Below are 24,493 nucleotides of genomic sequence, written 5' to 3' on the forward strand. Positions count from 1 at the left end.
CGATGGCAGTGGGTCAAAGTAGCGTAACTGTGGGTAAGAAGCGCTCGTTCATAGAGGCATGGGCTGAAAAGAACGATTCGAGGATAAAGGAGTGGAAACACTCTATAAGGCTATTTCTAAAGAGCCCGCTTGCAGTGATAGGCCTTATAATCGTCACCACATTCATATTAATGGCAATATTTGCGCCGTATCTTGCCCCTTACCCGAATAACTGGAGAGACATCACCAAGCAATGCCTGCCGCCCAGCATGGAGCACATCCTTGGCACTGAGATATATGGCGGCGATATACTTAGCATGATAATCTGGGGTAGCAGGACCTCCTTGACATTAGGCTTCACCATCGTGTTCACCGTCGTCATTATTGGAACGATAGTAGGCTCTATTGCAGGATACTTCGGCGGATATATCGATGAGCTATTGATGAGGATAACGGATATATTCCTGGCATTCCCATCCCTTGTGCTCGCTATGGTGATAGTAGCCGCCATGGGAAGCGGCCTGCAAAACGTGATGATAGCCATAGCGGTAGTATCATGGCCTGCATATGCCAGGCTTATCAGAGGCCAGATCCTTTCGATAAAAGAGCGTAACTTTATAGAGGCTGCCAGGGCCGTAGGGGCGAGCGATTGGCGCATAATTACGAGGCATCTCATACCGAACTCCTTTTCTCCAATCATAGTCCAGGCCACGATGGACCTGGGGGGCATCATCATCACCGCAGCAGCCCTGAGCTTCATCGGGCTGGGGGCGGGGCCAGGAGAAGCAGAGTGGGGTCGCATGATAACTGATGGCCAATCAAGGCTTCTGAGTTCTCCATGGATATCTACGTTTCCAGGTATTGCCATATTGCTTGTCTGCCTCGGGTTTAACCTCCTGGGCGATGGGCTTAGAGACATACTTGACCCGAGGATGAGGAGATAATATGCCCGAAGTTCTAGTTAGCATAAGAGGCCTTAAGACCAACTTCTATACGTATGCGGGCGTGGTCAAGGCGCTTGACGGAATAGACCTCGATATATATAAAGGCGAGACCATCGGCCTTGTCGGAGAGACGGGTTGTGGTAAGTCCGTTACGGCATTATCCATCATTCGCCTCATACAGTGGCCGCCCGGCCGCATAGATGAGGGTAGCATCATATTTAATGGAAAGGACCTTTTGAAGCTGCCTGAGAAAGAGATGCGTAAAATAAGGGGCAACAAGATATCCATGATTTTCCAGGAGCCGATGAACTCCTTCAACCCGGTATTTACCATAGGCGACCAGATAGCAGAGGTCATCATGCTCCACCAGAAGATGGATAAGAAGAGCGCATGGAAAAAAGCGGTAGAGATGCTATCCTTTACCAGCATACCTGCGCCAGAGAGGGTAGCGAAAAGCTATCCACATGAGCTTTCAGGCGGTATGCTTCAGCGCGCGATGATATCTATGGCACTTGCCTGTCAGCCTCAACTGCTCATTGCTGACGAGCCGACCACCGCGCTTGACGTGACTATCGAGGCTCAAATCCTGGACCTGATGAAAAACCTCAAATCCAGGACCAATGCCTCGATACTAATGATAACTCATGATTTGGGCATAATAGCGGAGATGTGCGACAGGGTGGGAGTAATGTATGGCGGCGTAATAGTGGAGCTCGCGGACGTGGTGGCGATATTCAAAAAGCCGCTCCACCCCTACACAAGTGGCCTCATAAACGCGATACCAAGCTTATCCGCCGAGCAAAAGCGCAGGCTTGAGACCATCCCCGGTAACGTGCCAAACCTGATTAACCCACCCACAGGTTGTAGATTTCACCCGCGGTGCAGTAAGGCTATGGACATATGTAAAAAGGAGAAGCCAGGCGTGTATGAGGTAGAAGATGGCCACTGTGTATCGTGTTTCCTTTATGCGGAGGAGCAGAAAAAATGACCGAGAACCTGATAGAGGTTAAAGGCCTTAAAAAATATTTCCCTATCAAAGGCGGCATACTGGCGAGAACTGTCGAGTACGTGAAAGCCGTGGACGGGGTTGACATCAGCATTAAAAATGGCGAGACGCTTGGCCTGGTAGGTGAGAGCGGGTGCGGCAAGACGACAGTGGGGCGAACGATATTAAGGCTGATAGATGCGGATGATGGTAAGATAATCTTCGATGGCAAGGATATAACGAAATTAAATAGAAATGAGATGCGTAGTATCCGCCCGAACATGCAGATAGTGTTTCAGGACCCTAATAGTTCGCTGGACCCAAGGATGCTCGTACGTGATATCATCGGCGAGCCGATGATCGTTAACGGCATGAAGAAGGGCGATGAGATGAACCGTAAGATTGGCAGGCTTCTGGAGGCCGTGGGCCTTAACGCCATCGACATGAACCGCTATCCTCACGAGTTTAGCGGTGGCCAGCGGCAGCGCATCTGCATAGCGAGGGCGCTTGCCCTGAACCCGAAGTTCATCGTCCTTGACGAGCCCACGTCGGCGCTAGACGTTTCCGTCCAGTCCCAGATCCTGAACATGCTGGAGGACCTGCAAAAAGAGTATAAGCTGACGTACCTTTTCATCTCGCATAACCTTATCGTGGTAAAGTACTTGAGCGACCGCGTTGCAGTGATGTATCTGGGCAAGGTGGTGGAGATGGCGAGGACTGATGACCTGTTCGAGAATCCATTGCACCCGTATACACGGGCTTTGCTGTCAGCCATAGCTGTTCCCGATCCAGCCGTTAAGCGTCAGAGTAGAATCATCCTTGAGGGCGACGTCCCTACACCCATTAACCCGCCTAAAGGCTGTCGCTTCCATACGAGGTGCAGGCATAAGATGGATATATGCGAAAAGGTCGAGCCCGAGTTTAAGGATATAGGCGGCGAGCACTTCGTGGCATGCCACCTCATGGATAAACACAAAGGATACGGCTAATAATAACCACAAAGAGCACAAAGGACACAGAGGGTAAATTTAAACCACAGAGGTTCACAGAGGACACAGAGATCATATTCACCACAGAGGTTCACAAAGGACACAGAGATCATATTCACCACAGAGGTTCACAAAGGACACAGAGATCATATTCACCACAGAGGTTCACAAAGGACACAGAGATCATATTCACCACAGAGGTTCACAAAGGACACAGAGATCATATTCACCACAGAGGTTCACAAAGGACACAGAGATCATATTCACCACAGAGGTTCACAAAGGACACAGAGATCATATTCACCACAGAGGTTCACAAAGGACACAGAGATCATATTCACCACAGAGGTTCACAAAGGACACAGAGATCATATTCACCACAGAGGTTCACAAAGGACACAGAGGCTTTTTATTTCCTAGGGGGGCTTCGCCCCCTGAGAGACCTTCCTTCTACCCATTATAAATGAGATTCTTTCTTATTGTGCGTCTTCCATTTTATACTAAATCCATTTATTATACTAAATAATTGTATATCAAATGATTAGCCTATTAAAGATTGAGGGGGTCTCCGAGGGGGGCTTCGCCCCCCTCGGAAATAAAAAGCCTCTGTGTCCTCTGTGAACCTCTGTGGTGAATATGATCTCTGTGTCCTTTGTGAACCTCTGTGGTTTAAATTTACCCTCTATAGCCTCTGTGGTGTTATATGACGAAGCCAGTCTCGGATTTTGGCTTAATGCGCAACACGATGTAGCCCTTCATCCTCGACTTCGAGAGGCTGACAACCTCACGCATATAGACGCCCTCATCAAAGCGAACGTTAAGGATTGTATCCTTATACTCGTCATATGGGAGCTTAATTCTCGCGCCGTTAAGGTTAAGGGTGACAGGGGTGGGGGATATGCTATCCTGGATATCCGGAACCTGCTTCTCGATCTCTGCCTTTACGCGGGGCGGGCTAACGCTCAATGGGTCCTTATCAAACTCGGCCCTGCGCTCATCCAATACTTTACCAATGGCGGCCACTATGGCGTCCATGCGAGCGGTCTCATCCTTTTGCCTTAGACGGTGCATCATACGGCCCAGGCCGCCCACGTAGGCTTCACAACCAGGAACCTCCGACGCCTCCATCATGGGGCCACCAGCTACTACGATCGGCACCTCAATATCCTGGAACAGCTTCGTCTTCTCCCTGATACACTCCCTAAAGTTACCATATAAGAACAAGGCGGCATCGTGCTCGTTGATGAGGTCAACCTCCTTAGCGGTAAGCTGAGCCAGCCTCTTGCCAACGCCCCTTGCAAGGCCAATCATGTTAGTCTTAGAGCCGGAACGCCTCAAGTACTCTGCTATGTCGCATGCCAGGTGAGGCAGATGCTGATATGCAAGTGTGGGAGTGACCACCGCGACCTCTGCGCCCGCGAGGGGTGCCTTTGTCAGCTTAGCCAGCAGTTCCCTGGCCTTAGCCTCTACAACGGGGATATCGGCATTCGGGACCAGCACGACCATTATAACGTCAAGCTGCAAAACGTTCTTCTGAAGTATATAGCCGCCCAGGTCCTCCACTAATTCTTCGAACTCCTCGTGCTTGTAAAGGCCGCCCTGAAATATGAATGGCTCCATCGTTATGCCCCTATGCTACCCCTCAGTTTTTTACACATCTCCACCCATTCCGGCTTGATGGGGTCCTCGGAAGCGATGAAGGCCAGCGTGTGCTCGTCAATGTAATGCTTCCTGACCCTAAAGCCCTCTGGCGTGATCCGCAGCAGCGCGTCTATGACGTTCTTCTTTAGGTCCTCACGGGGGTCGTAGACGACTATGGACGAGATGTCGTCCATCTGCTTCGCGAAGTCGCCCTTTAGTGGCACTATGACCGCGGCCCGCTCGGTCTGGATGACGCTCTCGCGGCCATACTTTGCCCATAGCTTCCCCACGGCCTTAGAGGCGTATAGCTCCTCCCTTATTGAGACCAGCAGGCCCTCCTCAACGCTTGTGATGTCGGCCACGTCTCCAAGGGTGAGCTTAGCCAGGCCAGGCCTGAACAGCCCCACGATGATGAATACCGGGGCTTTTGGGTCGATGTAGACCTTCAGCCGTCCGATGGCCCTAACCAGGTTAAGGTCGGACAGGATATCAGAGATGACCTCGCGGTATTTTGCCGCCCCTTCCCTGTCCTCGGATTCGACGGTGAATACTTCCAGGGGTTCCATGGCAAGGTCGCTCATCTCTTCGAGTCCTCCCTGAGCCCGGACACTAGCAACGCGGCGCCGACCGCGCCAATGTATTGAGAGTATGGGGGCACGACAACGTCGACTTTCAGCAGGTCGCTCATTGCCTTCACCAGGCCGATGTTCAGCGACGTGCCGCCCACCATGATAACGGGCATCCTGACCTCTATCTCCTGTAGCTGCTGCTCGAAGACCTGCTCTGCGACGCTATAGCAGGCGGCGGCTGCGACGTCTTCCCGCGACTTGCCCATCGAGAGCGAGTTAACCAGGCTTTGGGTGCCGAACACGATGCAATAGCTATTCATGACCACGTTCTTGTGGTTGCCCTTTAATGCCAGCTTGCCCAGGTCCGCTATGTCCACGCCCAGCCTGTTGGCCGACTGCTCCAGGAACCTGCCCGATGCGCCTGCGCAGATGCCGCCCATTGTGAAGCTGCCAGGGATGCCGTCCATGACGGAGATGGCCTTGTTATCCATGCCGCCTATGTCTATGACCGTGGCCGGGCCTTTTTGTTTCCCCGCAAGGTAGACCGCGCCTTTTGAGTTTACTGTTAATTCTTCCTGTACGAGGTCGGCGCTATAGTGCTTTCCGATGAGGAAACGGCCATAGCCCGTGGTACCGAGGCCCTGAAGGTCCTCCTTCTTTACGCCGGCCATCTCAAGAGCTTTGCTGAAGGCGTCTTCGGCGCTCTTTATCACGTCTGTGGTCTTCACCCACCCTGTGCCGATTATCTCGTTGTCGCGCATTACCACGGCCTTGGTGGTGCTTGACCCGGAGTCTATGCCCGCGGTAAGCCCGACCTGCTCCTCTCTGGCTAGCAGGCTCCTCCTCAGCGCCGTGGTGGATAGGGCCTCCAGCCTCGTGAGCAATGTCTCATGGGTCGTGCGCTCAGTAAAAGAGTAGCTGATGACAGGTATGTGGGCATGCTGCTGGATGTAGTTACGCACTGCATTCCTGACGATGGCGCCCTCAGCGCAGCGGAAGCATGTCGTGATGAACGCTGCATCTGCTTTAGTGTCCCCGGCCGCTATGCTCTTCGCCCTCGCTATCATCAATCGCAGGTCAGGGCTGGCCACCTGCAGGCCGAACCCATCAGCGGCCTCCTTTATTCCGCCAATATCCACCTCCGGGTAAACGATTTGCGCGTTGACCTGGTCAGCGGCCTCCTCCACCTCCTTCTCAACTCCACTATACTCCGAGCCACATGAGAGGTGCGCTATCCTTATCCGCCTCATCGCCTTACCTCCTGCTTCGGCTCGGGCGTAAGCTCCACACCGGCCTCGCTAACTTTTAGCTTATCCAAAAATTCCTTCACATATAAAACAAAATTCTTAGCCTCGTTCTCATTCTTCGGATACTTTAGCTCGAGAACGGGTATCCCTTTGTTCCTGATAACATACTTTAAAAGCTCGTTTGTACGGGCACAACCCATACAGCCAAACATGTAGTCTGCATCCTCCACGATGATGGCGGCCTCCGCCTGCTCAATAAGCGGATCCATGAGCGCCATCCGGCCCCGCACCCCGGACGGTATCTCTATGGCCGCGTACTTCAAGCCTTTCTTGGCATCGTCGGGCGTCATGTTCAATGGCGGCGAATCCAGGCCAGGGTCCGTCACCTTTTTGCGTATCTCTTTCATGATGGCCAGAGGCTGGTGCCCAAACCTCTCCACAAGGTCTGAGAGTATCAGGCTATTAGCGGGGTATATGAATATTTTCATGACCGTTATTCTCCTTTTATTTTTGCGGCTTCCTCTTCGATGATCTTCTTAAATATGTCCACTGGCAGGTTTTTTTCCTCTGGAAGGGCGACAGGCTTGCTGCCCCTCTCCACGAGCACGAGCCCCTTACTTATATCGGGCAGGAGATCTATCTCGTTCTTTAGCTGGTGGAACCCCGGCCTGGGGCCTCCACCCCTATTCGCCCTACAGCGCCTTTCATCGCCAGGGGGGAAACCTCGCTCCTTCACGAATATCTTCGTAGGGTTAAGCTTCCTGACCTCGTTGACCACCTTGTCCACCTCTTCTCGCTTTCCGGTGACCATCAGGCCGTAGCACGTCTCCTTTATCGTGACGTCGCTCGAAACCTTATAGGCGCTGATCGCTATGTCAGAAGGAAGCTCGCTTTCGGCAATGACTACCATCTTGGTGATAATGTCTTCGGGCATCCTCACACCTCCTTGAAATAGACCATGTCCTTTTCCTTCAGCTTTTTAAGCTTCTCGACGTTAATCACGCGGCCCACAATGTTAGTTGCCGCATACTTCTCGCCCGTGGGCCCGAACTTGTCGTTATCGCTGAACCTGACGCCAATCATGCCCTCATGCTTCGATGCCATGTTCGTGAGGGCGATGTCGCCGCCCTTCACGATGGAGCCTTCCTTGGGCTTATTCTCAGGTATGAGGCTGCCCGTGGCCACGGGCTTACCCTTGAACAGCATGGTCTCCTCATACTTGAAGAAGACGGGAAGCGCGCCTACCCGGTGCTCCTTAAGGCCGGAGGCCTTCCTGAAGTAGTCGCTCGTGTTCGGCGCAAGGTCATCGTATAGGTGAATCTCGATGAGGTTGCTCTGCGGGACTCCTGTTAGCTTGACATTGCCAGAGGATATTATCTCCATGGTCGTCCTCGGGGACTGGTCGACTATCACGGCGTCCTTGCCCTGGTAGCCCGCCTTTTCATACTTCACGCCCGCAGCGTCCAGAATATTGCCCGCCTCCTCGAACCCGTAGCCCATCATGCTCAGCCGCTTCGGGATGGTCTTTATGGCTATTTTCTGGCCGGGCGAAACCATCTTTACTAGCTCCATTCCATGAATGACCCTTCCCACGATTGAGTGATAAACGTTAGATGTCATGTCCTGCTTTGATATGTAGATGCGTCCCCTTCCTTTGCCGCTCGTCCTCACGCTTATCGTCCCTTCGCTCCGGGCGGCCAGGTTCTCATATGGGCAGAGCTCGCCCAGCATCGTATCCGTGGAAATGAAGGAGCTGGTCACGAAGTCGACCTTAAAGAAGCCGTTCTTGACGGCCGCGTAGAAGTGCTCCGCGCCATCCTTGGCCTTCGGCAGGAGCTCCACCTCGGCCTGCGAGTATATCTCCATCCCATCCTCTAGCTTAGTAGAGGTATCGGTGGTCACTATCTTGCTGGCAAAAGACTCTAGCCTTATAACCGGCTCTATGCCAGTTATCACGTCGTCGTCGCCCAGGCTCGCAAGCACGTTGCGCCCCGACACCACCCTGCCCAGCACGCCACCACCCTTTACGCCATAGTCCGATGAGTGGCTAGCCTTTGATAGGATAAGATAAGTGTTCCTGGCATCGTAGCCTCCGGTGCCAAAGCTCACCTCCCAGCGGGCGTACTCGTGCTCACCTTTTCCCACCTCTATGCCGGACGGGATGGGGCCAAACGCTATTGCCTGCGCCGTCGTCCACCTTGCCTTACAGCCCACGAGGCGGCCATAATTTTCTATCCATATGCGCTTTGCCGCCTCCGCTGCAAGCTCTATCTTAAATTCTCCCTTAGAGGTTAGGACCCGAAACTCGGTGGCCACTTCCCTCCGCTTCTCCTCCCTGCCGGACACTATTCCTATAACAGTGTCCGGCTGGTGCTGGTAGCCCGCGGCGGCCAGCGCGTCAGAGATGGCCGACCCGTAGGGCAGCGTGACCTTTTTCTCGTTTATTTGGACCGTTATCGGCCTGCTTGAGTTATCCAAAGCCCTCACTCTACCGCTCAAATCTTTTTTTCACTTATACCTAATATACTTTCCATACATCACTAAGATAAAAGAAACGCATTTGCTTTAGCCTTATAAATTTACGGCCCCTTGGCCATTATCTCGCGTTCCTGCTCGGTCACCTTTGCCAGGACGGCATCCACGTTTCCGATGTCCACGATTTTGCCCGCCCTCATGAGCATGGCGCGGTCGCATACCATGCGCACGAACTCCATGTCATGCGATACGATTATGAAGGTCTCGTTTATCTCCTCGCGGGAGGATAAGATGGAACTCGCCACGTCTCTCTTCGTTATGGGATCCATGGTGCCAGTGGGCTCGTCGAGCACTACGAGGCGGGGCTCCCTGATGAGGACCTGCGCCAGTGCTACCCTGTGGCGCTCCCCTTCTGATAGCTCGTGCGGATACTTGGATAAAATCTCTTTGCTCTTTTCCTCGCTGAACCCCGCTATCTGCAGCGTGTGGATGGCCTTGCGCTCGGCCAGCTCTGCCGGGAATTCCAGGCCTATTGCGTCGGTCAGGTTATCGACCACTGTCCGGTGGGGATACAGGTCATACTCCTGATGCAGCAGCCCTATATACTGTTTCGCCCTTCCCCTCGCATAGTAGCCTGGCTCCAGCATGTTTATCCAGTCGTCGCCGATGCGTACCTCGACGACTCCGCTCGCATCCTCAAGGTTGCCTGTGATGATATTTGAAAGGGACGTCTTCCCTGCGCCGCTAACGCCGACGATGCCAAATATTTCCCCTTCCATTACCTCGAATGAGACGCCGTTTACGGCCTTAATGACGCCCCGGTCCACCGAGAAGTAGATCTTCTGGAGATTATTCACCCTTACTATGGGCTCGCCCGCGGCGTGCTCCTTCTTTTCGACGGCCTTCTGGAACTTCATGAACTCCGTGATCACGTCCTCGGGCTTGCCCACCATCTTGATGACGCCATCCTCGAGCAGGACCGCCCTTGTGGCAAGCTCCTCTATCACGTCGTGAAAGTGCGAGGTGATCAAGGCGGTCATGTTATAGTCCTTTGCCGCCTGCTTTATGCTCTGGTGCACGATCTTTGCTGTCTTGGGGTCAAGCGTGCCCGTAGGCTCGTCGGCCAGAAGCATCATCGGCTCTTTTGCTAGCTGCCTGGCGAGCACGACCCTCTGCTTTTCTCCACCAGACAGGTCCCTCGCTATGTGCATCATGCGATGCGAGAGCTTGACCTGGTCGATGAGGTCTGCCGCGCGGTTTATGAGGTTGCCCTCTGGATAGTTGATGTCTTTGAGCGCCTTCATCACGTTCTCGATGACGCTGTCGTCGCCATACAGGGCGAAAGTGCGCTGTATCATAATGGCAACCCGGCGGGATATCAGGCGCTTCGCGTCATCGTCGGCATCCAGGATATCGACGCTCCAGGGCTTCATCGTGCCGCCACACTTGGGGCATTTCTTGCCATTCCATGACGGAGGGTTTATGAAGTTGCAGGACTCGCACCGGGCCGTATGAAAAATAACCTTTCCTGATGCGGGGATGTCCTCATCCAGGCCTCTTATGATATGTAGAAGTATGGTCTTGCCGGCACCGCTCCTCCCTATGATGCCTACCATCTCGCCCTCTTCGATCGTCAGGCTCACGTTCTTTAAAACGCTCTTATCCCCGTATTTCACGCTCAAATCCTTGACTTCAATAAATGCAGCCACTAACTGTCCCTCCGCATACTAGATATAAGTATGATGAACGCCATATCTTTTTATTGCTCATTTTATTTTTTACTCTTATGTAAACTTTCCCTAACGACGCCCTCGACTTCGAGGATGTCGTCCACGATAACGTCGCTCGCCTTGAACAGTATGTCCGGCTTCATGTCCTCCTGCTGTAAGGACAAAATCCCCAGGTCGGCCGCCTGGAGCGCCAGGTAATCGTTCACCCCATCGCCCACCATGAGAACGCGGTCATATCGCTCTTTAAGGGACATTACGACCTCCTTTTTCCCCTCAGGCGATACCGCGTCGAACACGTTCGACTCCGGGACGCCCAGCTCCCGGGCCAGGGAGGTGAGCGACTTCCGGTTATCCCCGGACGCTATGTAGACGTCTATCCCCGCATCCATGAGCCTTTTAAGCATTCCGTGAACGCCCGGGAACACCCTTCCACCGGTAGCCAGCACGTACGGGATGGCGCCATTGGGCACGTCCACGACAAGGCCTATATTAAGGTAATATATATCCTTGCACTTAAGCTTAACCGCCTCTATCGCCTGCTTCAGGTCTCCCATGGATGCCGTCCTGTCCTTTTTTATGGCATCGCCTATCCTCTCGTGGGTGCATTTGAGACCCCCGCAGATTATGTCAAATCCGAGGTTTGAGCAGGCCATGTATTCTGAAATGCTCATCGAGGGATCGGCGGCTTCCAGGAAATCGACGGAGTCGGCCTGCAGCGCTATGAGTGCGCATCCCCGGCCTTTTGTGACCATGTTTGTCGAGACCACGTTCTCGATGATCTTTTTCGTCGAGACGTCTCTTGCCACACGGTAGACCTTTAGAAGAGTCCCCGCGCTGTCGAATACGATAGCCGCCTTCATGGTTTCCTTTGAACAAGATAATATATCGTCATTGGTAATAAAATCTATGTATGGCGGCGGTACCGCTCGACTTAACATCGTTTAATTTCACCTCGCCGTACCTTAAAAGCCTCATGCCGTTAATAATGACGATAAATATGCTTGCCTCATGGATGAACATGCCCGACGCCAGGACGACCGACTTGAAGAGAACTCCGGCCACCAGCAATAGTACGACCAGGATGGAGAAGGCCGTGTTCTCCATGATGATGCCAAGAGTCTTCCTGCTCAGGCCTATAGCATAGCCTATCCTGTTCAGGTCATCTGCCATGAGTGCTATGTCCGCCGCCTCTATTGCCACGTCAGTGCCAGCAGCGCCCATCGCTATGCCGATGTCAGCGGCCGCCATCGCAGGCGCGTCGTTTATGCCATCGCCAACCATGGCCACAATGCCTTCCTTTTTAAGCTGCTTTATAGCCTCCACCTTATCTTCCGGCAACAGGCTAGCATGATATTCGTCTATGCCCAGCTTTTCAGCGATTGCCCTGGCAGTCCGCTCATTATCGCCGGTGAGCATGACCACTTTCTTTATCCCTGCCTTCTTGAGCCTGGCGACAAGTCCCCAGGCTTCTTCCCTTATCGCATCTGCCAGCGAAATTACGGCCAGGAGCCGTCCATCTTCTATGAGGAATATGGCCGTGTTCCCGCTTTCTTCCTCATCCCTCACGTATGCCTCATGCTCCTCGCTAAGCGAGAAAACGCTCTCAGACAGGAGCCTGCGGTTTCCCACTACGAGCTTTCTTCCTTCATACGTGGCCATGACGCCTTTGCCAGGCAGCACCTTAAAATCGGACGGATCGGGCACTACGACGCCTTTTTTAACCTTTTTTAAGATGGCCCGCCCTAGGTGGTGCTCGGACATCTTTTCAGCCACTGCCGCCTTGAAAATGGCGTCTTCCGGAGAGCCATCGAATGCCTTTACTTTGACCACTTCAAGCTCCCCTCTTGTCAGCGTGCCCGTCTTATCGAGCGCCACAATGCTTATTCGCCCCGCCCGCTCCAGATGTGCGCCACCTTTGATTAATATCCCGTGCCCCGCGGCGTTCCCTATCCCTGACACCACCGCTATCGGCGTGGAGATGACGAGCGCGCCAGGGCAGGATATGACCAGCAGGGTTAAGGATATCAATGGGTCCCCACTAGCGATGAACACTATGACTGATAGGGCGATGATGGCAGGCGTATAGTACCTGGAAAAGCGCTCGATAAGCTGCTGCGTGGGGGCGCGCTGCTCCTGTGCCTCCTCCACAAGGGCGATTATTCGCGCTAAAGTGGTATCCTCCCCGCTCCGCTCGGTCCGGGCCTCAATGAAGCCGACCTCGTTTATGGTGCCGCTGAAAACATGGTCTCCCGGGCTTTTTCCTACTGGCACAGACTCTCCCGTGATGGAGGCCTGGTTGACCTGCGCTTCGCCTTTAACGACCACGCCGTCCACAGGTATCTTTTCTCCTGCCTTTATCACGACTATCTCGCCCGGCTTCACTTCTTCCGGTGCCACGGCCACGATATCGTCACCTCTCCTCACGGATGCGACGGTAGGCGTCAGGCTCATCAAGGCACGGAGAGAGCTCCTCGTCTTATCAATGGTTAGCGCCTCCAGGTATCCACCAAAAGTGAAGAGAAATACTACTACAGCGGCCTCCCAGTACTCCCCTATCAGGATGGCTCCAGCAGCGGCGATGCTAACCAGCGCCTGGATTCCCAGCACCTTATAGCGAAGCTGCGCTACGGCGCTCCTCGCTATGTCAAATCCGCCCACGATGGCCGCCAGAACCCAGAGCGCGCTGCTCAGATTGGCATGCCTCAATTCGCCCGACGCGTAAGCCAGCACGATTAGGGCGCCAGAAGCCACCGTTATGATAAGCTTCAGGTTCCGGCGGTAAAGCTTTTTAAAATCGAAGGCCATATCTTTAGCTTAAATGCTTGATCTCCTTAACGCCGTAGCCTATATCCTCGATGATCTTGACGAAATTCTCGGCCTTCGTGAGCTTAGGGTCATAGACGACTCTTACCTTGCTCGTGGTGTATAGCACTTCCGCATCAAATACGCCCTTGCTATGCTTTAATGCAGCCCCTATCTTCATGGCGCAATCCGGACAGCTCAGGTTCTCCAGCATTAGTACGACTTTTTTCTGTTCTTTCGCTTCCATATGCTCACCGTAAATAATAATTTACGTATCTATACGAACCTATTTAACGCTATCTGGCATATTTAAAAATAGTGTAACTTTTATAAGGTGATATGATACATAATATTTTATGCTTCTGGATGAGAAGGTCATTAATACTTTGCAAAAGATGGGGCTAACGTACTATGGCTCCAAAGCATATGCGGCACTCGTGGCCATAGGGCCATCGTCTCCGGGAGAGGTAGCCCGGGAGGCCGAGGTGCCAAGGTCTAAGATTTATGAGGTGCTTAAGAGGCTGGAAGAGGAGGGCTGGGTAAGCGTAGAGAGGGGCCGGCCCATGAAGTATAAGCCCAGGCGGCCAAAGGACGCCATCGATGAGCGCAAGGCCATCCTTTACTCAGATATTGAATATGCGGCTTCGGAGCTTTCTTCCATTTATGACAGGCAGATGGACAAGGAGTCACCCAGGGTGTGGCTCATCCGTGGCATGGATAACATTTCATCTCGCATGGTAGACATGATGGATAGGGCGAGACATGATATATTATTGCTGGGGGCGCTCTATTCGCCAGGAGAGATTGGCCGCATAAGGAAGGAAATGGAGAGGGCGCGTAAGAGGGGCGTAAGGGTCCGCATCATCACCCGTCCGAGGATAGCGCTTAAAGAGGGCGAGCTCGACCTGCTGGGCGCATTATCAGGCGCAGCCTCCGAAATCAGGCTTTATAAGACGCCTTTCATCAAGTTCGTGGTCATCGATGGCCGCGAGATACTAATAATGTTCTCGAAGGTGACGGATGACGTGCCCGACGTCGAGAATGCCATAGCCATGTGGACGCCCAACCACGAGGTCGCCTCCCTTATGCAGAGCAACTTCAACCTGATGTGGGAAGTAGCCTCCATAAGGCCTCAAAGTTAGAGCCTCATAGCATTGTGCGGGCGATGGCGAACTGGCTGCTACACAGGCCCTGCAAGTCCCTGACGATGCGAAGCGCCTCTTTGAGGCCTTCACGGTCCTTCCTGGATAGCGAAAATGGAAAGATGTACTCGTTACTCACTATGCCCCGCTGGATGTTCTGAACGTAGCCGAGCATCATCACGCGGGAGAGCTGGTCATACGCGAATATGTACCGGTCTATCGACTTCCTGTCGATGACCCCAAGGTCGTACATCTTCCAGAGGCGATCCGCTATATTAGTCCTGGTTATGTGGTACTTGACGGATAGCGCCTTTATGGCCTGGCTGAATATCCTGAAGCCATACCTCTTGATGTTGAAGGCGTCCTCGGAGCCGGCGAAGTACTCCAGCCTGAACGAGTCGCCCTCCAGGCCCACGTCCGCCTTTATGGCTGATATGGCGAGCTCCATGGCATAGGTGGGATCGGTGTTAAGCGTATAGTGGAGCGTTTTCAGGAAGCGGTTTGCCAGCGGCCGGTCGCCAAAGATGAAGCGGGCGTCCATGATGACCGAGCGCTCGTATGTCGTGTCAAGCCTGGCCAAAAGCTCTGTGATGGTGCCCCTCCACTTCGGGTTGCTCGCCATCATGTTGCCCCTGCACCGTGGGAATCCTGCGGCAGAAAGCCTAGAGACCAGGCTCTCCGAGAACATCTTAAAAAAGGTGCGCCCCCCATCGTCCACCGTATCGTCGAGCACCAGGATTGTGTCCTGATCGGATTCCACTGACATCTCCTCCCTTCCGAAGCTTCCTACGGCCATTAGGGCGAACCTATGCCTTGGAGGCCCCATCGAATACTTCATCTCCTCCAGGACTAGCTCTGCTACGCTGAACGCCATCGCTTCCCTGCAGGAAGAGACGATGTGGTTTATGCTGCTGCCCGTCCCTCCAAGGGCGAGGACGTTCTCGCACAGCCTTATCATCTCGTTATTGATGGGCAGAAGATGCCTCGGGTCCTTCTCCGAGCGGATCTCGCCTATAAGCTTATTAAGCCTGTAGTATGGGCTGGACTCTGAGGAGAGGCCCTGCCAGTACTTCAGGCTCTCCATCGTCTCCTCTATAGTCCTCTGCTCCAGCACCAGCGGGCAATCCAGGTCTTTGACGTGCCTATAAACATAGCCCCAGTCAATCTTTCCCTGGCCTAGCCCTAGATGCTCATCAGTATAGCCGAAATTATCGTGCAGGTGTACCTCGACAACGTACTCCTTCATATTCACATAGTCTTCAACGTTGCCGGTAAGCATGGCGTGGCCGACGTCGAAGGTAAGACCTACGTTGCCGCGGTTCACCCTCTTGATGATTTGCATCATCTCCTGGACATTCCTGCCCACCATATACTTCTCGTTCATCGCGTTCTCGACGCCCACCACGATGTCATACTGTCCCGCGTGGCCGCAAATCTTCGCCAGGCTTAGCACGTTGTTCTCGATAGCCTTTTCCAGGCCGCCGCTTACGGATGGCGAGGCGTAGCCCGTGTGCAGGGTGACCAGCCGCACGTAGTCTGACAGGCTATCTATCATTTCTATAAAAAGCTCTATGCTGCTCTCCCTCACGTACTGGTACACGCTGGCGATGTTGATGTTCTTATAGGGCAGGTGGGCGGTAAGCGTCAGGCTTGTCGTGCCCGACACCTCCTCGACGAGCTTTAGCGTCTGGGCGTCGATAGGCTCCCTCTCCGGGAAGAAGAGCTCGCAGCAGCCAAAGCCATGGTCCTCTAGCGATTGTATTGCCCAAACATCGCTTTCAGACTGTAGCCTGTGGGAGAACGATAGCTTCAATTCAATGCCCTGCTTGAGATAATCATCATGCCCACATTATATCTTTTTTGCAACTCGGGGCATGATGAAAAGCTATTTATCGCCCTAGCGCGAGCTTAATAATCGACCGTAATGGAAATGCAACTCGACCCTGACACCGCGCGAAAGATCGAGCTTATCAATAAAAAGATAGACGAGATTAACCAGCGTCGATATGGTCTCAGGACGACGAAGATAGAGGATGAATTGGACAGGCAAGAGTTGGAGGAGTACATAGCGACGCTAAACCTGACCAGCGAGCAGAAAAAGCTCATAGAAAGCTTTAACAGGAGCAATGAGCAGGCCCTGAGGAGCCAGAGCGCTTTCTACTATGGCATGATGATAATAACGGTATTCATAGAGGCGTACCTCGGCTATGCGATAATCGACCTTATCATGAGGCCGGGCCTTGACCTGTTTAACACCATATACCTATACCTCATGGCTGCCGTATTCATCGTCAACGCCTTCTACATCTTAAAGTTCCTCCGCTTCACGAGATGAGAACAACAGCTTTTTCTACTCGATTATTATAATAGAGTGTTATTGGTGGTTTTAATGGACGAGCTAATTGCGCCCATTATAGACGAGCTAAACCGGGCGCTTGGAGTGGATAGGGAGGTACTGGAAAAGGAATTGACTCTTCTTATCGTGGATTTTAAGGTGCCGCCCGAGGAGGCCCGGCGGAGCATCATCAAGAAGCACTCGAAGGAGGTCGCGGACGATTCTTGTGGGCCTGTGATGGAGAAGAAACCCGTCGACGCTATGTGCAGCCCGGTGAAGTTATTAAAAGACTTGAGAAGTGGGGATGCCGGGGTCACCATTTTGGCCAACGTCCTCGAGCCCAGGTATCGAGAGATTACAACGCCAACGGGCAAGATGACCGTAATAAATGGCATGCTGGAGGACTCGACGGCCAGGGTGCACTTCACCTCGTGGGTGGACTCGCCTGCTTTATTCTCGGGGAAGGCCGTGCTGGCAAAGAACGTGTACGTGAGCAGGTTCCACGGCATGCCGAGCGTGAACATAGGGGAGAGGTCGCTCGTCGAGGAGTTTGAAGGGAAGGTGCCAGGCTATGTCACGAGGCGGTGCAGCCTCGCAGAGCTGGCCGATGGGGAGGGGGCTTATGACGTTGAAGTAGAGGGGGATATCGTTTCCATAAGGCCGGGATCGGGGCTCATTGAGCGGTGCCCTGTGTGCAGCAGAGTCATGCAGAAGGGCCAGTGTAGGGCACACGGCAGGGCGGAAGGCGTCAAAGACCTCCGAATAAAGGCCATAATTGACGACGGGACGGGCTCCATGATATGCGTCTTCGACAGGGCCATGACCAGAGCCATACTGGGGATAGAGCTTGAAATGGCGCTTGCGCAGGAAAGCGATAACGTCGAGGAGCGCGTCAGGGCGGCGTTGATAGGGAAGCCTTTAGTCATAAGGGGTAACGTGACCTGCGGGGACTATGGCAGGATATTGATAGCGTCCTGGGTTAAGAGGCCAGAAGAAGACGTGGGCAAACTCGCAAAAGAGCTCATGGTGGGAATGCGATGAGCGAGCGTGAGGTGGCCAGGAGGGTTTTCGCGAGGGAGTTCAACGACTCTAACCTGCAGCAAGGCGAAAGCGCCGAGCGCTCAGCGAACTTCATCGTCACCCCGTCAGGCGTCATATGCAACAGGGTATTCGTGGTGGGAGTGCTCACGGAAGTAGAGAGCATAGGCACAGGGGGCCAGGCCATGCACAGGGCCAGGGTCGCCGATCCTACCGGCGTGTTCACGGTTTATGCGGGAGAGTACCAGCCCTCAGCAGCGCTATTCTTATCGTCTGCAAAGACTCCGGCATACGTCGCCGTAGTAGGAAAGGCCAGGGTGTTCAACCCGGAAAGGGACACGTTTTATACGTCCATCAGGCCGGAAGAGATAAACGTTGTAGACGAGTACGTGAGGAACCGGTGGATATACAACACCGCGCTATTCACGCTAGAGGCTATAAAGAACATGGAGAGAGCCGTGGAAAGCGGCCTCAGGGGCGCGGAGCTAGAAAGGTATATGAGGCCCTTCACGTGCGATGCTGCAGGCATAGCCAGGGCTTTGGACCATTACCCCGCCATCCGGGACAGGATGCACGCCTACCGGAAAATGGTCGTTGACGCCCTCTCCGCCATCGTAGACGTGGCGCCGCCTCAAAAGGCGGATGCCTCATGCGATGGTATGGCGATGGCCGCCATAGAGGGCTTGATAAAGAGGCTGGACAGGGGCGGTGGCGTGAGATATGAGGCGCTGCTCGAGGCGTCGTTTAAGCTGGGCTACGATGAGGCGATGGTTGAAAAAACGCTGAATGCGCTCATGGATGCGGGCCGATGCTATGAGCCTCGTATAGGCATCCTAAAGCTAACCTGATCATCCCTTTTTCTTCAAGCCAATTGGGCTTTCTGCCTGCTGGCCCTTATCTTCGCCCTTGCCCATGACTAGCCCGTAGAGGTAGTCTTGCGAGAGGTCATCACTCTTTTTAGCTGGCTTCTTTACTGTGGCCGTCCCTTTCATCTCAGGCCTTACTGGCTTTACTGTATAAGGCTTTTCGGCTTTCGAGGCCATTTTATTGGCGGCACGCTTGCTCATATAGTTGAAAATGAAAATGATGGCTGCCGCTATAATTACTGCTATTGATGCCGCACTTAAATTTTTTGGCTTTATCGCTTATAAAGCTTTCTTAATGGACAAAAAAGCACTTATGCAAGGAAGCCTTTTTAATGATTAGGGATGGTGAGGCGCAGAATGACCGCTAAGAAAGCCCACACAAAGCCTAAGGTTGACGAGGCGCCCATTATCGGATGTATGGAGCCCTCGAGCGCCATGGTAGGCCTTTCCCCTATTACCGATAAGAGGTCCTACGACCTCTTTATAAAGGCGATATCCCTACGCATTTACGCCGAGTTCGAGAAGGCGATGAGGGAGGCGGGCATAGAAAAGCCCGAATTAAGCCTCGTGGGGTTCGACCTGAAAAAGGCGGCGACAGACCTGGATGTCAGGATGGCAAACTATATAGCCCTTATCGCCCGCCTGGCCATGGAAAGGGCATTCGTCGACCGCTACGACTTTGCCTCTAATTACATGCCTCGCGTCATAAGGCACATGGAAGAGGATGGGTCAAGCGACGTCTCTGAGTACCTCGAGGGCAAGCTCCAGCGGGACATCATGATGGAGATACGCTCGATAGCCATGCAGCATATACCGGAAGAGGAGCGCTTCAGCTACCGGCACAAGCTCAAGGTGTTGTGATGAGGCTAAGGTTCAGCGTCTGGGTGGCCGTGCTTGGATTCCTCCTGCTGGTAATGCTCGCTGCCGTCCTTCGTCTCCTGCCCATCAATCCGTGGGACGTGTTCTGGCTATTCGTGGCCGTGGCATGTGTCTGGGCCATACTCAGGATTCTACCAGGGGAAAAAATAAAGCGATGATGACCGTCATGTTTTAGCCTAATGAGCGAATAGTGGCTGATAAAATGTCAGAACTGGTTCCGGGCGTCCACCTGGTGGACGGCTCCATAGGATGCAATACGTACCTCATCGTGGGCGATGGGGTCACGCTCATCGATACAGGGCTGAAGGGAAATGAGAAGAGGATATACGACTGCCTTGGAAAGCTCGGCTACGGGCCAAAGGATATAAGGCGAATAGTCATAACCCACGCCCACATCGACCATATAAATTGCCTGGGCAGGCTTAAGGCCGACACGGGGGCGCTGGTGATGGCGAGCGAGCAGGACTCTGAGGTAATAGAGGGCAGGCGGCCAATCAGGGGGGTCGGCGGCTTTTTCGGGGCCTTTATAAGGCTATTGAGGCTCTACTACAGGTACACTCCGGTGAAAGTGGACGTCCGCCTGAAGGATGGCGATAAGATAGGCGTCCCCGGCGGCTTCGAGGCCATCCTGCTGAGCGGCCATAGCGCTGGCAGCATCGGGCTATACAGCAGGGAGCGCGGGATCCTCTTTTCGAGCGACACGATAAGGGTGCTTAACGGTAAGATTGCCGCGCCGCACCCGAAATTCACAGAGAATGGCGAAAAAGCCATAGAAGCAATAGAGAGGATGGCCGGGCTGGACTTCAACGTCTTGCTCCCAGGGCATGGCAAACCCGTCATAGGCAACGCCTCGGATAAGGTGAAGGAGCTATGCCACGAGTTAAAACGTTAAGATTAAAAGGGCAAGCGTCAATGCTATATAAGCATCCGCATGAGGAGGAGCCGCTCAAAATTGGGTTTTATTTCTAAAAACCAAATTTTTTACATCGTGAAAACAATATCGATGGCATTAATCAGCAAAGTATTTATCATACTAGTTTACATAATAAGTTCTTGAGCGGGTGAAATGCCGTTTTTATAACTGCACAATCCAATCCATCCCCTACCAACCCGCTCACCCTTTATTTTTGATCGACGCTGGTCAAAATAAGGGCGTGCGCATCCATTGATAATGAAAGCTACAGAAAAGATGAAAAGACAGTCGTTTTCATGTAGGCGTGGAGCGCTTGAGAAAGATCTCTATCGATGACACCTTGATGGAATCCCCCTTCTCGCTCTTCAGCTCCTCGGTGCCAATCTGGATCTTATCGATGACGACGTCCATTAGAAACCTGTTCCTGATAACTTCAGCGGTATCTACGGCACGGGAAATAGCCCTCCCCCGCGCCTTGATGGTGACTTCCCTGGCCCCTTCGTTGAATTGAGTTACGGCGGCGAGCACGTAGTTCATCACCGGCTTGTTCCCGACATAGATCACGTTGTCCTCTGGCATTGTATGGCCCTCCGATGCAAACCTCTGTTAACCCTTAATTATAGCGTTAGAGGATGATATAGCTTTTTCCACCAGCGCTTTATAATATAGCAATAGATTTTATATTAATGATGTGGGAGAGAAAAGCTTCGCTAAGCGTAAAATATAAAAAATAGTGTCGTGCCAGCCTGTGGAGTTACATCGGGTATATTGAGCTTGTTACGCTCGTGTCCACGATGCACTCGTCGATGTTCCTGTGGCAGCCTGGGCACTCCTCATCTTCGCCTATCTTAATCTCGGCGCCGCAATGCATGCATGCGGTGCATGATGAAACTTTTTCTTCTGCCATAGTAAGGGAGAAGATGGCCTTTTTATATATAATATCAAGCTAGATTTATAGCGGAGGAGCGCAGGGTAGATTTGCGGCATGGTAAATTCTTTAAGCTAGGACTCGATAATTGTTCAGGCGGGTGTTTTCATTGATCAGTCCCAAGCCGGCGATAGCTAAGATGAAGGAATACGTGGCGGGAAGGAACATAGAAGAGGTCGCCCGCTCTTATGGCATCCGGGAGAGCGACGTGATCAAGCTCGCCTCGAATGAGAATTGCCTGGGCCCCAGCCCGAAGGCGGTGGAGGCAATAAAGGAAGTAGCAGGTTCCGCCCATTTATACCCCAGCGTCGACGCTATAGAGCTACAGGAGGCTCTGGCCGCTCATTATAATATGCCGCTTGAGAACATAGTCGCCGGCCCGGGCATGGATGGCGTGCTCGAGACGCTGCTGCGCGTTTTCATGGACAAGGGGGACGAGTCCATCATACCATTGCCCACTTTCTCATACTACGAGAACGTCACCAGCTTTTGCAGCGCCAGCCCTGTCTTTTCCAGGCGTAAGCCGGATTACAGCATCGACGTGGAGGACGTCCTCAATAACGTGAACAAGCGTACAAGGTTCATTTTCGTCACATCCCCTAATAATCCTACAGGTAATATTACCCCTCTTGAGGATGTCAGGGCTATTGCGGAATCAGTCGAGTGCCTCGTGTTCGTCGATGAGGCGTACATTGACTTTTCTGATGGGAGCGCCATAGGGCTGGTGAAAAAGTATGATAACGTCATCGTGGGCCGAACGATGTCCAAGGCATGGGGACTGGCAGGCCTGCGCATAGGCTACGCCTTCGTCCCATCGTGGGTAAAGGGCCAGTACATGAAGGCCGCCACGCCACACAGCATCAGCAGGATATCCGTGGCCGCTGCCATTGGCGCCCTCGGCGACGTAGAACACTATAAGAGGTCCATTGATATAGTCAGAAAGGGCAGAGAGTTTTTGAGGGGCGCAATACCGTTCAGGACGTTCCCATCCGAGGCGAATTTTATATTGATGGACGTCTCGCCATTGAAGTCGGGGTATGTGGTGGAAGAATGCATGAAGAGGGGCATCATCCTGAGGGATTGCGCCTCGTTCCGGGGCATGGGAGACGCCTTTGTCCGCGTTACCGTGGGCACTCCCGCACAGAACAGGAGGCTCGTTGAAGCCCTGAGCGAAATTAAAGGTGGCCTATGAAGATCGCGCTAACCGGCACCCCTGGCACGGGCAAGTCCACAGTCGCGGACATGGCTAACGCAGGCTTCATCGTCATTCACCTTAACGATCTTATAAAATCCGGCTACTATGAGGGCATCGACGAGGAACGGGGCTGCCTCATAGCGGACGTTGAGAGGCTGTCTAGGCTTGTGGAGGGCATGGAAGGCGACATAATACTGGAGGGGCACGTATCCCACCTCATGCCGGTGGACGCCATAGTGGTGTTAAGGGCATCCCCTGGGGCGCTGCGTGAGCGCCTGAGAAGGAGGGGGTGGAGCGAGGCGAAAATCTCGGAGAACGTGGAGGCTGAGGCGCTTGACGCCATACTCATAGAGGCGCTAGAAACCGGTAAAAAGGTTTATGAAGTCGATACGACAAACCTCACGCCTACACAGGTAAGGGATGCCTTGGTCGAGATTATAAGGGGCACGGATAAGTATGCCCCTGGAAGCGTGGACTTTAGTGAGGAGGCCTTCCTATGACGATAGAATCCTTCCGATCGGTTGGCTCCATACTCCTGGAGCCTATAGTGAACGTTTTTCATACGCATAGGGTGACGGCGAACGCCGTGACGGTGCTATCCCTGATATTTGCGCTGCTCTCCGGCATTTGCTACTATTTTTCGATGGGCAGCAGCGTAACGCTATTTCTAGCCCTCGCCCTGGCGTTCCTCAACGCCTTACTGGATGGGGCGGACGGCCTGCTGGCCAGAAAGGCGGGCATCGCGTCGAGGTATGGGGACTTCCTCGACCACGTAATTGACAGGTATTCGGACGTCTTAATCTTCGGCGGCGCCTGCCTGGGCGGGTACGTCGATGCGACTGCGGGGATGATGATATTGACAGGCGTCTTGCTCGCCAGCTACCTCGGCACTCAGGCTCAGGCCGTGGGAGTAGGCCGTGTTTATGGGGGCATCATGGGAAGGGCGGACCGCATGGCCATCCTGATAATGGCCAGCTCGCTGAATATCGTATACCAGCCAAGGCTTGGCCTGTGGGGCTTTAGCTATAGCGTGCTGGGCTGGGCGCTCATCATTATCGGCGTTGCCAGCCACATCACCGCCCTTCAGCGCATATGGCATACTAGAAAGATGCTTCTCGAAAAAGAAGTGTGAGGCGTTATGGCGAGCTCGAAAGCAAGCCCGCATCTTCGCCCCTTTAAAGCTCACACCTTGAGCTTAAGCATGGCATAGGCGAGCGCGCCCAGCAGCGATAAGACCACGCCACAGACCAGGACCACGGGGAAGCAGCAGATGAGCTGTCCCAGGGCCGACCAGGCCGCGCTTATCATCGTAGGGGTCGTCCCATATTGAGCTATGGTGAGAGGGCTCACAATGTCCATGACAATGGAAAAGATCATTGCGAAAGGCCTGTGTACGACCTCGGCGGCGGCTCCGGCCACCGCGCCCGCAATAAGGGCATCGTTACGCGTTTTAATGTATTGAGCGCCCATAATGGCAGCCAGCAGCCCAGCACCGATGAACGCCAGGGCGCCTAAAGCTATCAATATTAGCGATGCGGCGCCCGCTATTATGACGCCCATAGGAACCTCGGGTATGCCCTGCTCGGGCGCATAGCCAGCATTATATTGCTCCAGCCAGCTTTGCAGCTCGCTGAGCCAGCTTTGCAGCTCGCTGCCAAAGGCCAGCCTTATGCCGACCGTGTAGATAAAGCTCAATACTATTAAGATGACCCCGCACACCACTCCTGCAATAATTGCTTTCTTAAACTTTTCATCCATAATCATTACCTCCCCCTAAATAAAATGCTTAGGAACAGCATAAAATTACCCAATAGAGAGCCATTGCATAGTAAGTTT

The 24,493-nt window shown here is 53.3% G+C and carries 29 protein-coding genes; 14 read left to right on the forward strand and 15 right to left on the reverse strand.

Going from position 1 to position 24,493, the window contains the following annotated elements; genetic code table 11:
* Window positions 1-2: 2 nt before the first annotated feature.
* Genes MTC_RS09205 through MTC_RS09215 form a run of 3 tightly spaced genes read left to right on the forward strand, consistent with a single transcriptional unit; the run spans window position 3 to window position 2,897 of the window.
* The gene (locus MTC_RS09205; RefSeq protein WP_014406418.1) at window positions 3-923 is read left to right on the forward strand and encodes an ABC transporter permease; all 921 of its coding nucleotides are present in this window, start codon (window positions 3-5) and stop codon (window positions 921-923) included.
* A gap of 1 nt (window position 924) precedes the next feature.
* A complete protein-coding gene (locus MTC_RS09210; protein WP_014406419.1) occupies window positions 925-1,911 on the forward strand; it encodes an ABC transporter ATP-binding protein in 987 nt (328 codons plus the stop codon).
* A complete protein-coding gene (locus tag MTC_RS09215) occupies window positions 1,908-2,897 on the forward strand; it encodes an ABC transporter ATP-binding protein (protein ID WP_014406420.1) in 990 nt (329 codons plus the stop codon). Before MTC_RS09210 ends, MTC_RS09215 begins: the two co-directional genes overlap by 4 nt.
* Window positions 2,898-3,596: 699 nt before the next feature.
* Here the strand turns inward: MTC_RS09215 and MTC_RS09220 are convergent.
* The 10 genes from MTC_RS09220 to MTC_RS09265 form a co-directional block, all read right to left on the reverse strand.
* Complete coding sequence (locus MTC_RS09220; protein ID WP_014406421.1) at window positions 3,597-4,517, reverse strand: methanogenesis marker 7 protein; 921 nt, start codon at window positions 4,515-4,517, stop codon at window positions 3,597-3,599.
* A 2-nt stretch (window positions 4,518-4,519) separates the two neighbouring features.
* On the reverse strand, window positions 4,520-5,119 hold the full coding sequence (locus tag MTC_RS09225; protein WP_014406422.1) for a methanogenesis marker 17 protein: 600 nt from the start codon (window positions 5,117-5,119) through the stop codon (window positions 4,520-4,522).
* On the reverse strand, window positions 5,116-6,357 hold the full coding sequence (locus MTC_RS09230; RefSeq protein WP_014406423.1) for a methanogenesis marker 15 protein: 1,242 nt from the start codon (window positions 6,355-6,357) through the stop codon (window positions 5,116-5,118). The genes MTC_RS09225 and MTC_RS09230 overlap by 4 nt, the downstream gene beginning before the upstream one ends.
* Window positions 6,354-6,842 (reverse strand): methanogenesis marker 5 protein, encoded by a 489-nt coding sequence (locus tag MTC_RS09235; RefSeq protein ID WP_014406424.1) that lies wholly within the window; start codon window positions 6,840-6,842, stop codon window positions 6,354-6,356. The genes MTC_RS09230 and MTC_RS09235 overlap by 4 nt, the downstream gene beginning before the upstream one ends.
* Before the next feature lie 5 nt (window positions 6,843-6,847).
* Complete coding sequence (locus MTC_RS09240; protein ID WP_014406425.1) at window positions 6,848-7,288, reverse strand: methanogenesis marker 6 protein; 441 nt, start codon at window positions 7,286-7,288, stop codon at window positions 6,848-6,850.
* 2 nt (window positions 7,289-7,290) lie between these two features.
* Window positions 7,291-8,853, reverse strand: coding sequence for a methyl-coenzyme M reductase-associated protein Mmp3 (mmp3, locus tag MTC_RS09245; RefSeq protein ID WP_237705887.1), 1,563 nt, complete (start codon window positions 8,851-8,853; stop codon window positions 7,291-7,293).
* An 80-nt stretch (window positions 8,854-8,933) separates the two neighbouring features.
* On the reverse strand, window positions 8,934-10,538 hold the full coding sequence (gene atwA / locus MTC_RS09250) for a methyl coenzyme M reductase system, component A2 (protein WP_014406427.1): 1,605 nt from the start codon (window positions 10,536-10,538) through the stop codon (window positions 8,934-8,936).
* Window positions 10,539-10,600: 62 nt separating this feature from the next.
* Window positions 10,601-11,419 (reverse strand): HAD family hydrolase, encoded by an 819-nt coding sequence (locus MTC_RS09255; protein WP_014406428.1) that lies wholly within the window; start codon window positions 11,417-11,419, stop codon window positions 10,601-10,603.
* Between the two features lie 28 nt (window positions 11,420-11,447).
* A complete protein-coding gene (locus tag MTC_RS09260) occupies window positions 11,448-13,364 on the reverse strand; it encodes a heavy metal translocating P-type ATPase (protein WP_014406429.1) in 1,917 nt (638 codons plus the stop codon).
* Between the two features lie 4 nt (window positions 13,365-13,368).
* Entirely contained in the window at window positions 13,369-13,608 is a 240-nt protein-coding gene (locus MTC_RS09265; protein WP_014406430.1) for a cation transporter, read from the reverse strand.
* A 109-nt stretch (window positions 13,609-13,717) separates the two neighbouring features.
* On the opposite strand from MTC_RS09265, the gene MTC_RS09270 reads away from it, so the two are divergent.
* A complete protein-coding gene (locus tag MTC_RS09270; protein WP_014406431.1) occupies window positions 13,718-14,503 on the forward strand; it encodes a TrmB family transcriptional regulator in 786 nt (261 codons plus the stop codon).
* Window positions 14,504-14,507: 4 nt separating this feature from the next.
* On the opposite strand, the gene MTC_RS09275 is transcribed toward MTC_RS09270, so the two are convergent.
* Window positions 14,508-16,316, reverse strand: coding sequence for a TIM barrel protein (locus tag MTC_RS09275; protein ID WP_014406432.1), 1,809 nt, complete (start codon window positions 16,314-16,316; stop codon window positions 14,508-14,510).
* A gap of 111 nt (window positions 16,317-16,427) precedes the next feature.
* Between MTC_RS09275 and MTC_RS09280 the strand changes: the two genes are divergently transcribed.
* The 3 genes from MTC_RS09280 to MTC_RS09290 are packed head-to-tail and all read left to right on the forward strand — an operon-like array spanning window position 16,428 to window position 18,724.
* On the forward strand, window positions 16,428-16,838 hold the full coding sequence (locus MTC_RS09280; protein WP_014406433.1) for a hypothetical protein: 411 nt from the start codon (window positions 16,428-16,430) through the stop codon (window positions 16,836-16,838).
* Window positions 16,839-16,892: 54 nt separating this feature from the next.
* The gene (locus tag MTC_RS09285; protein WP_014406434.1) at window positions 16,893-17,879 is read left to right on the forward strand and encodes a single-stranded DNA-binding protein; all 987 of its coding nucleotides are present in this window, start codon (window positions 16,893-16,895) and stop codon (window positions 17,877-17,879) included.
* A complete protein-coding gene (locus MTC_RS09290) occupies window positions 17,876-18,724 on the forward strand; it encodes an RPA family protein (RefSeq protein ID WP_014406435.1) in 849 nt (282 codons plus the stop codon). The genes MTC_RS09285 and MTC_RS09290 overlap by 4 nt, the downstream gene beginning before the upstream one ends.
* Here MTC_RS09290 and MTC_RS09295 read toward each other — a convergent pair whose 3' ends face one another.
* Window positions 18,725-18,868, reverse strand: coding sequence for a hypothetical protein (locus tag MTC_RS09295; RefSeq protein ID WP_158308514.1), 144 nt, complete (start codon window positions 18,866-18,868; stop codon window positions 18,725-18,727).
* Window positions 18,869-18,953: 85 nt separating this feature from the next.
* Here MTC_RS09295 and MTC_RS13755 point away from each other — a divergent pair, with 85 nt between their 5' ends.
* From MTC_RS13755 to MTC_RS09305, 4 genes are read left to right on the forward strand one after another with little or no spacing between them, the layout of a single operon-like run.
* The gene (locus MTC_RS13755; RefSeq protein WP_272941607.1) at window positions 18,954-19,082 is read left to right on the forward strand and encodes a hypothetical protein; all 129 of its coding nucleotides are present in this window, start codon (window positions 18,954-18,956) and stop codon (window positions 19,080-19,082) included.
* A gap of 17 nt (window positions 19,083-19,099) precedes the next feature.
* Window positions 19,100-19,603 carry a hypothetical protein gene (locus tag MTC_RS09300; RefSeq protein ID WP_014406437.1) on the forward strand — a complete coding sequence of 168 codons (504 nt, stop codon included), beginning with the start codon at window positions 19,100-19,102 and terminating at the stop codon, window positions 19,601-19,603.
* Window positions 19,603-19,779, forward strand: a complete 177-nt coding sequence (locus tag MTC_RS13490) for a hypothetical protein (RefSeq protein ID WP_014406438.1) — start codon at window positions 19,603-19,605, stop codon at window positions 19,777-19,779. The genes MTC_RS09300 and MTC_RS13490 overlap by 1 nt, the downstream gene beginning before the upstream one ends.
* 44 nt (window positions 19,780-19,823) lie before the next feature.
* The gene (locus tag MTC_RS09305; RefSeq protein ID WP_014406439.1) at window positions 19,824-20,513 is read left to right on the forward strand and encodes an MBL fold metallo-hydrolase; all 690 of its coding nucleotides are present in this window, start codon (window positions 19,824-19,826) and stop codon (window positions 20,511-20,513) included.
* 315 nt (window positions 20,514-20,828) lie between these two features.
* Here MTC_RS09305 and albA read toward each other — a convergent pair whose 3' ends face one another.
* On the reverse strand, window positions 20,829-21,113 hold the full coding sequence (gene albA / locus MTC_RS09310; RefSeq protein ID WP_014406440.1) for a DNA-binding protein Alba: 285 nt from the start codon (window positions 21,111-21,113) through the stop codon (window positions 20,829-20,831).
* 175 nt (window positions 21,114-21,288) lie between these two features.
* Window positions 21,289-21,441 (reverse strand): hypothetical protein, encoded by a 153-nt coding sequence (locus MTC_RS13495; RefSeq protein WP_014406441.1) that lies wholly within the window; start codon window positions 21,439-21,441, stop codon window positions 21,289-21,291.
* 130 nt (window positions 21,442-21,571) lie between these two features.
* On the opposite strand from MTC_RS13495, the gene hisC reads away from it, so the two are divergent.
* The 3 genes from hisC to MTC_RS09325 are packed head-to-tail and all read left to right on the forward strand — an operon-like array spanning window position 21,572 to window position 23,789.
* A complete protein-coding gene (gene hisC, locus MTC_RS09315) occupies window positions 21,572-22,654 on the forward strand; it encodes a histidinol-phosphate transaminase (protein WP_394296116.1) in 1,083 nt (360 codons plus the stop codon).
* A complete protein-coding gene (locus MTC_RS09320; protein WP_014406443.1) occupies window positions 22,651-23,157 on the forward strand; it encodes an adenylate kinase family protein in 507 nt (168 codons plus the stop codon). The genes hisC and MTC_RS09320 overlap by 4 nt, the downstream gene beginning before the upstream one ends.
* On the forward strand, window positions 23,154-23,789 hold the full coding sequence (locus tag MTC_RS09325; protein WP_014406444.1) for a CDP-alcohol phosphatidyltransferase family protein: 636 nt from the start codon (window positions 23,154-23,156) through the stop codon (window positions 23,787-23,789). Before MTC_RS09320 ends, MTC_RS09325 begins: the two co-directional genes overlap by 4 nt.
* Window positions 23,790-23,839: 50 nt before the next feature.
* On the opposite strand, the gene MTC_RS09330 is transcribed toward MTC_RS09325, so the two are convergent.
* Window positions 23,840-24,415 carry a hypothetical protein gene (locus MTC_RS09330; protein WP_014406445.1) on the reverse strand — a complete coding sequence of 192 codons (576 nt, stop codon included), beginning with the start codon at window positions 24,413-24,415 and terminating at the stop codon, window positions 23,840-23,842.
* Window positions 24,416-24,493 lie beyond the last annotated feature (78 nt).

Source organism: Methanocella conradii HZ254, assembly GCF_000251105.1.
Classification (GTDB): Archaea; Halobacteriota; Methanocellia; order Methanocellales; family Methanocellaceae; genus Methanocella; species Methanocella conradii.

What these genes read in the sequence shown, in the direction of transcription:
- MTC_RS09205 (WP_014406418.1), top strand. Translation starts at nt 3, where the DNA reads ATGGCAGTGGGTCAAAGTAGCGTAACTGTGGGTAAGAAGCGCTCGTTC.
- MTC_RS09210 (WP_014406419.1), top strand. Translation starts at nt 925, where the DNA reads ATGCCCGAAGTTCTAGTTAGCATAAGAGGCCTTAAGACCAACTTCTAT.
- MTC_RS09215 (WP_014406420.1), top strand. Translation starts at nt 1,908, where the DNA reads ATGACCGAGAACCTGATAGAGGTTAAAGGCCTTAAAAAATATTTCCCT.
- MTC_RS09220 (WP_014406421.1), bottom strand. Translation starts at nt 4,517, where the DNA reads ATGGAGCCATTCATATTTCAGGGCGGCCTTTACAAGCACGAGGAGTTC.
- MTC_RS09225 (WP_014406422.1), bottom strand. Translation starts at nt 5,119, where the DNA reads ATGAGCGACCTTGCCATGGAACCCCTGGAAGTATTCACCGTCGAATCC.
- MTC_RS09230 (WP_014406423.1), bottom strand. Translation starts at nt 6,357, where the DNA reads ATGAGGCGGATAAGGATAGCGCACCTCTCATGTGGCTCGGAGTATAGT.
- MTC_RS09235 (WP_014406424.1), bottom strand. Translation starts at nt 6,842, where the DNA reads ATGAAAATATTCATATACCCCGCTAATAGCCTGATACTCTCAGACCTT.
- MTC_RS09240 (WP_014406425.1), bottom strand. Translation starts at nt 7,288, where the DNA reads ATGCCCGAAGACATTATCACCAAGATGGTAGTCATTGCCGAAAGCGAG.
- MTC_RS09255 (WP_014406428.1), bottom strand. Translation starts at nt 11,419, where the DNA reads ATGAAGGCGGCTATCGTATTCGACAGCGCGGGGACTCTTCTAAAGGTC.
- MTC_RS09260 (WP_014406429.1), bottom strand. Translation starts at nt 13,364, where the DNA reads ATGGCCTTCGATTTTAAAAAGCTTTACCGCCGGAACCTGAAGCTTATC.
- MTC_RS09265 (WP_014406430.1), bottom strand. Translation starts at nt 13,608, where the DNA reads ATGGAAGCGAAAGAACAGAAAAAAGTCGTACTAATGCTGGAGAACCTG.
- MTC_RS09270 (WP_014406431.1), top strand. Translation starts at nt 13,718, where the DNA reads ATGCTTCTGGATGAGAAGGTCATTAATACTTTGCAAAAGATGGGGCTA.
- MTC_RS09280 (WP_014406433.1), top strand. Translation starts at nt 16,428, where the DNA reads ATGGAAATGCAACTCGACCCTGACACCGCGCGAAAGATCGAGCTTATC.
- MTC_RS09285 (WP_014406434.1), top strand. Translation starts at nt 16,893, where the DNA reads ATGGACGAGCTAATTGCGCCCATTATAGACGAGCTAAACCGGGCGCTT.
- MTC_RS09290 (WP_014406435.1), top strand. Translation starts at nt 17,876, where the DNA reads ATGAGCGAGCGTGAGGTGGCCAGGAGGGTTTTCGCGAGGGAGTTCAAC.
- MTC_RS09295 (WP_158308514.1), bottom strand. Translation starts at nt 18,868, where the DNA reads ATGAAAGGGACGGCCACAGTAAAGAAGCCAGCTAAAAAGAGTGATGAC.
- MTC_RS13755 (WP_272941607.1), top strand. Translation starts at nt 18,954, where the DNA reads ATGAAAATGATGGCTGCCGCTATAATTACTGCTATTGATGCCGCACTT.
- MTC_RS09300 (WP_014406437.1), top strand. Translation starts at nt 19,100, where the DNA reads ATGACCGCTAAGAAAGCCCACACAAAGCCTAAGGTTGACGAGGCGCCC.
- MTC_RS13490 (WP_014406438.1), top strand. Translation starts at nt 19,603, where the DNA reads ATGAGGCTAAGGTTCAGCGTCTGGGTGGCCGTGCTTGGATTCCTCCTG.
- MTC_RS09305 (WP_014406439.1), top strand. Translation starts at nt 19,824, where the DNA reads ATGTCAGAACTGGTTCCGGGCGTCCACCTGGTGGACGGCTCCATAGGA.
- albA (WP_014406440.1), bottom strand. Translation starts at nt 21,113, where the DNA reads ATGCCAGAGGACAACGTGATCTATGTCGGGAACAAGCCGGTGATGAAC.
- MTC_RS13495 (WP_014406441.1), bottom strand. Translation starts at nt 21,441, where the DNA reads ATGGCAGAAGAAAAAGTTTCATCATGCACCGCATGCATGCATTGCGGC.
- MTC_RS09320 (WP_014406443.1), top strand. Translation starts at nt 22,651, where the DNA reads ATGAAGATCGCGCTAACCGGCACCCCTGGCACGGGCAAGTCCACAGTC.
- MTC_RS09325 (WP_014406444.1), top strand. Translation starts at nt 23,154, where the DNA reads ATGACGATAGAATCCTTCCGATCGGTTGGCTCCATACTCCTGGAGCCT.
- MTC_RS09330 (WP_014406445.1), bottom strand. Translation starts at nt 24,415, where the DNA reads ATGGATGAAAAGTTTAAGAAAGCAATTATTGCAGGAGTGGTGTGCGGG.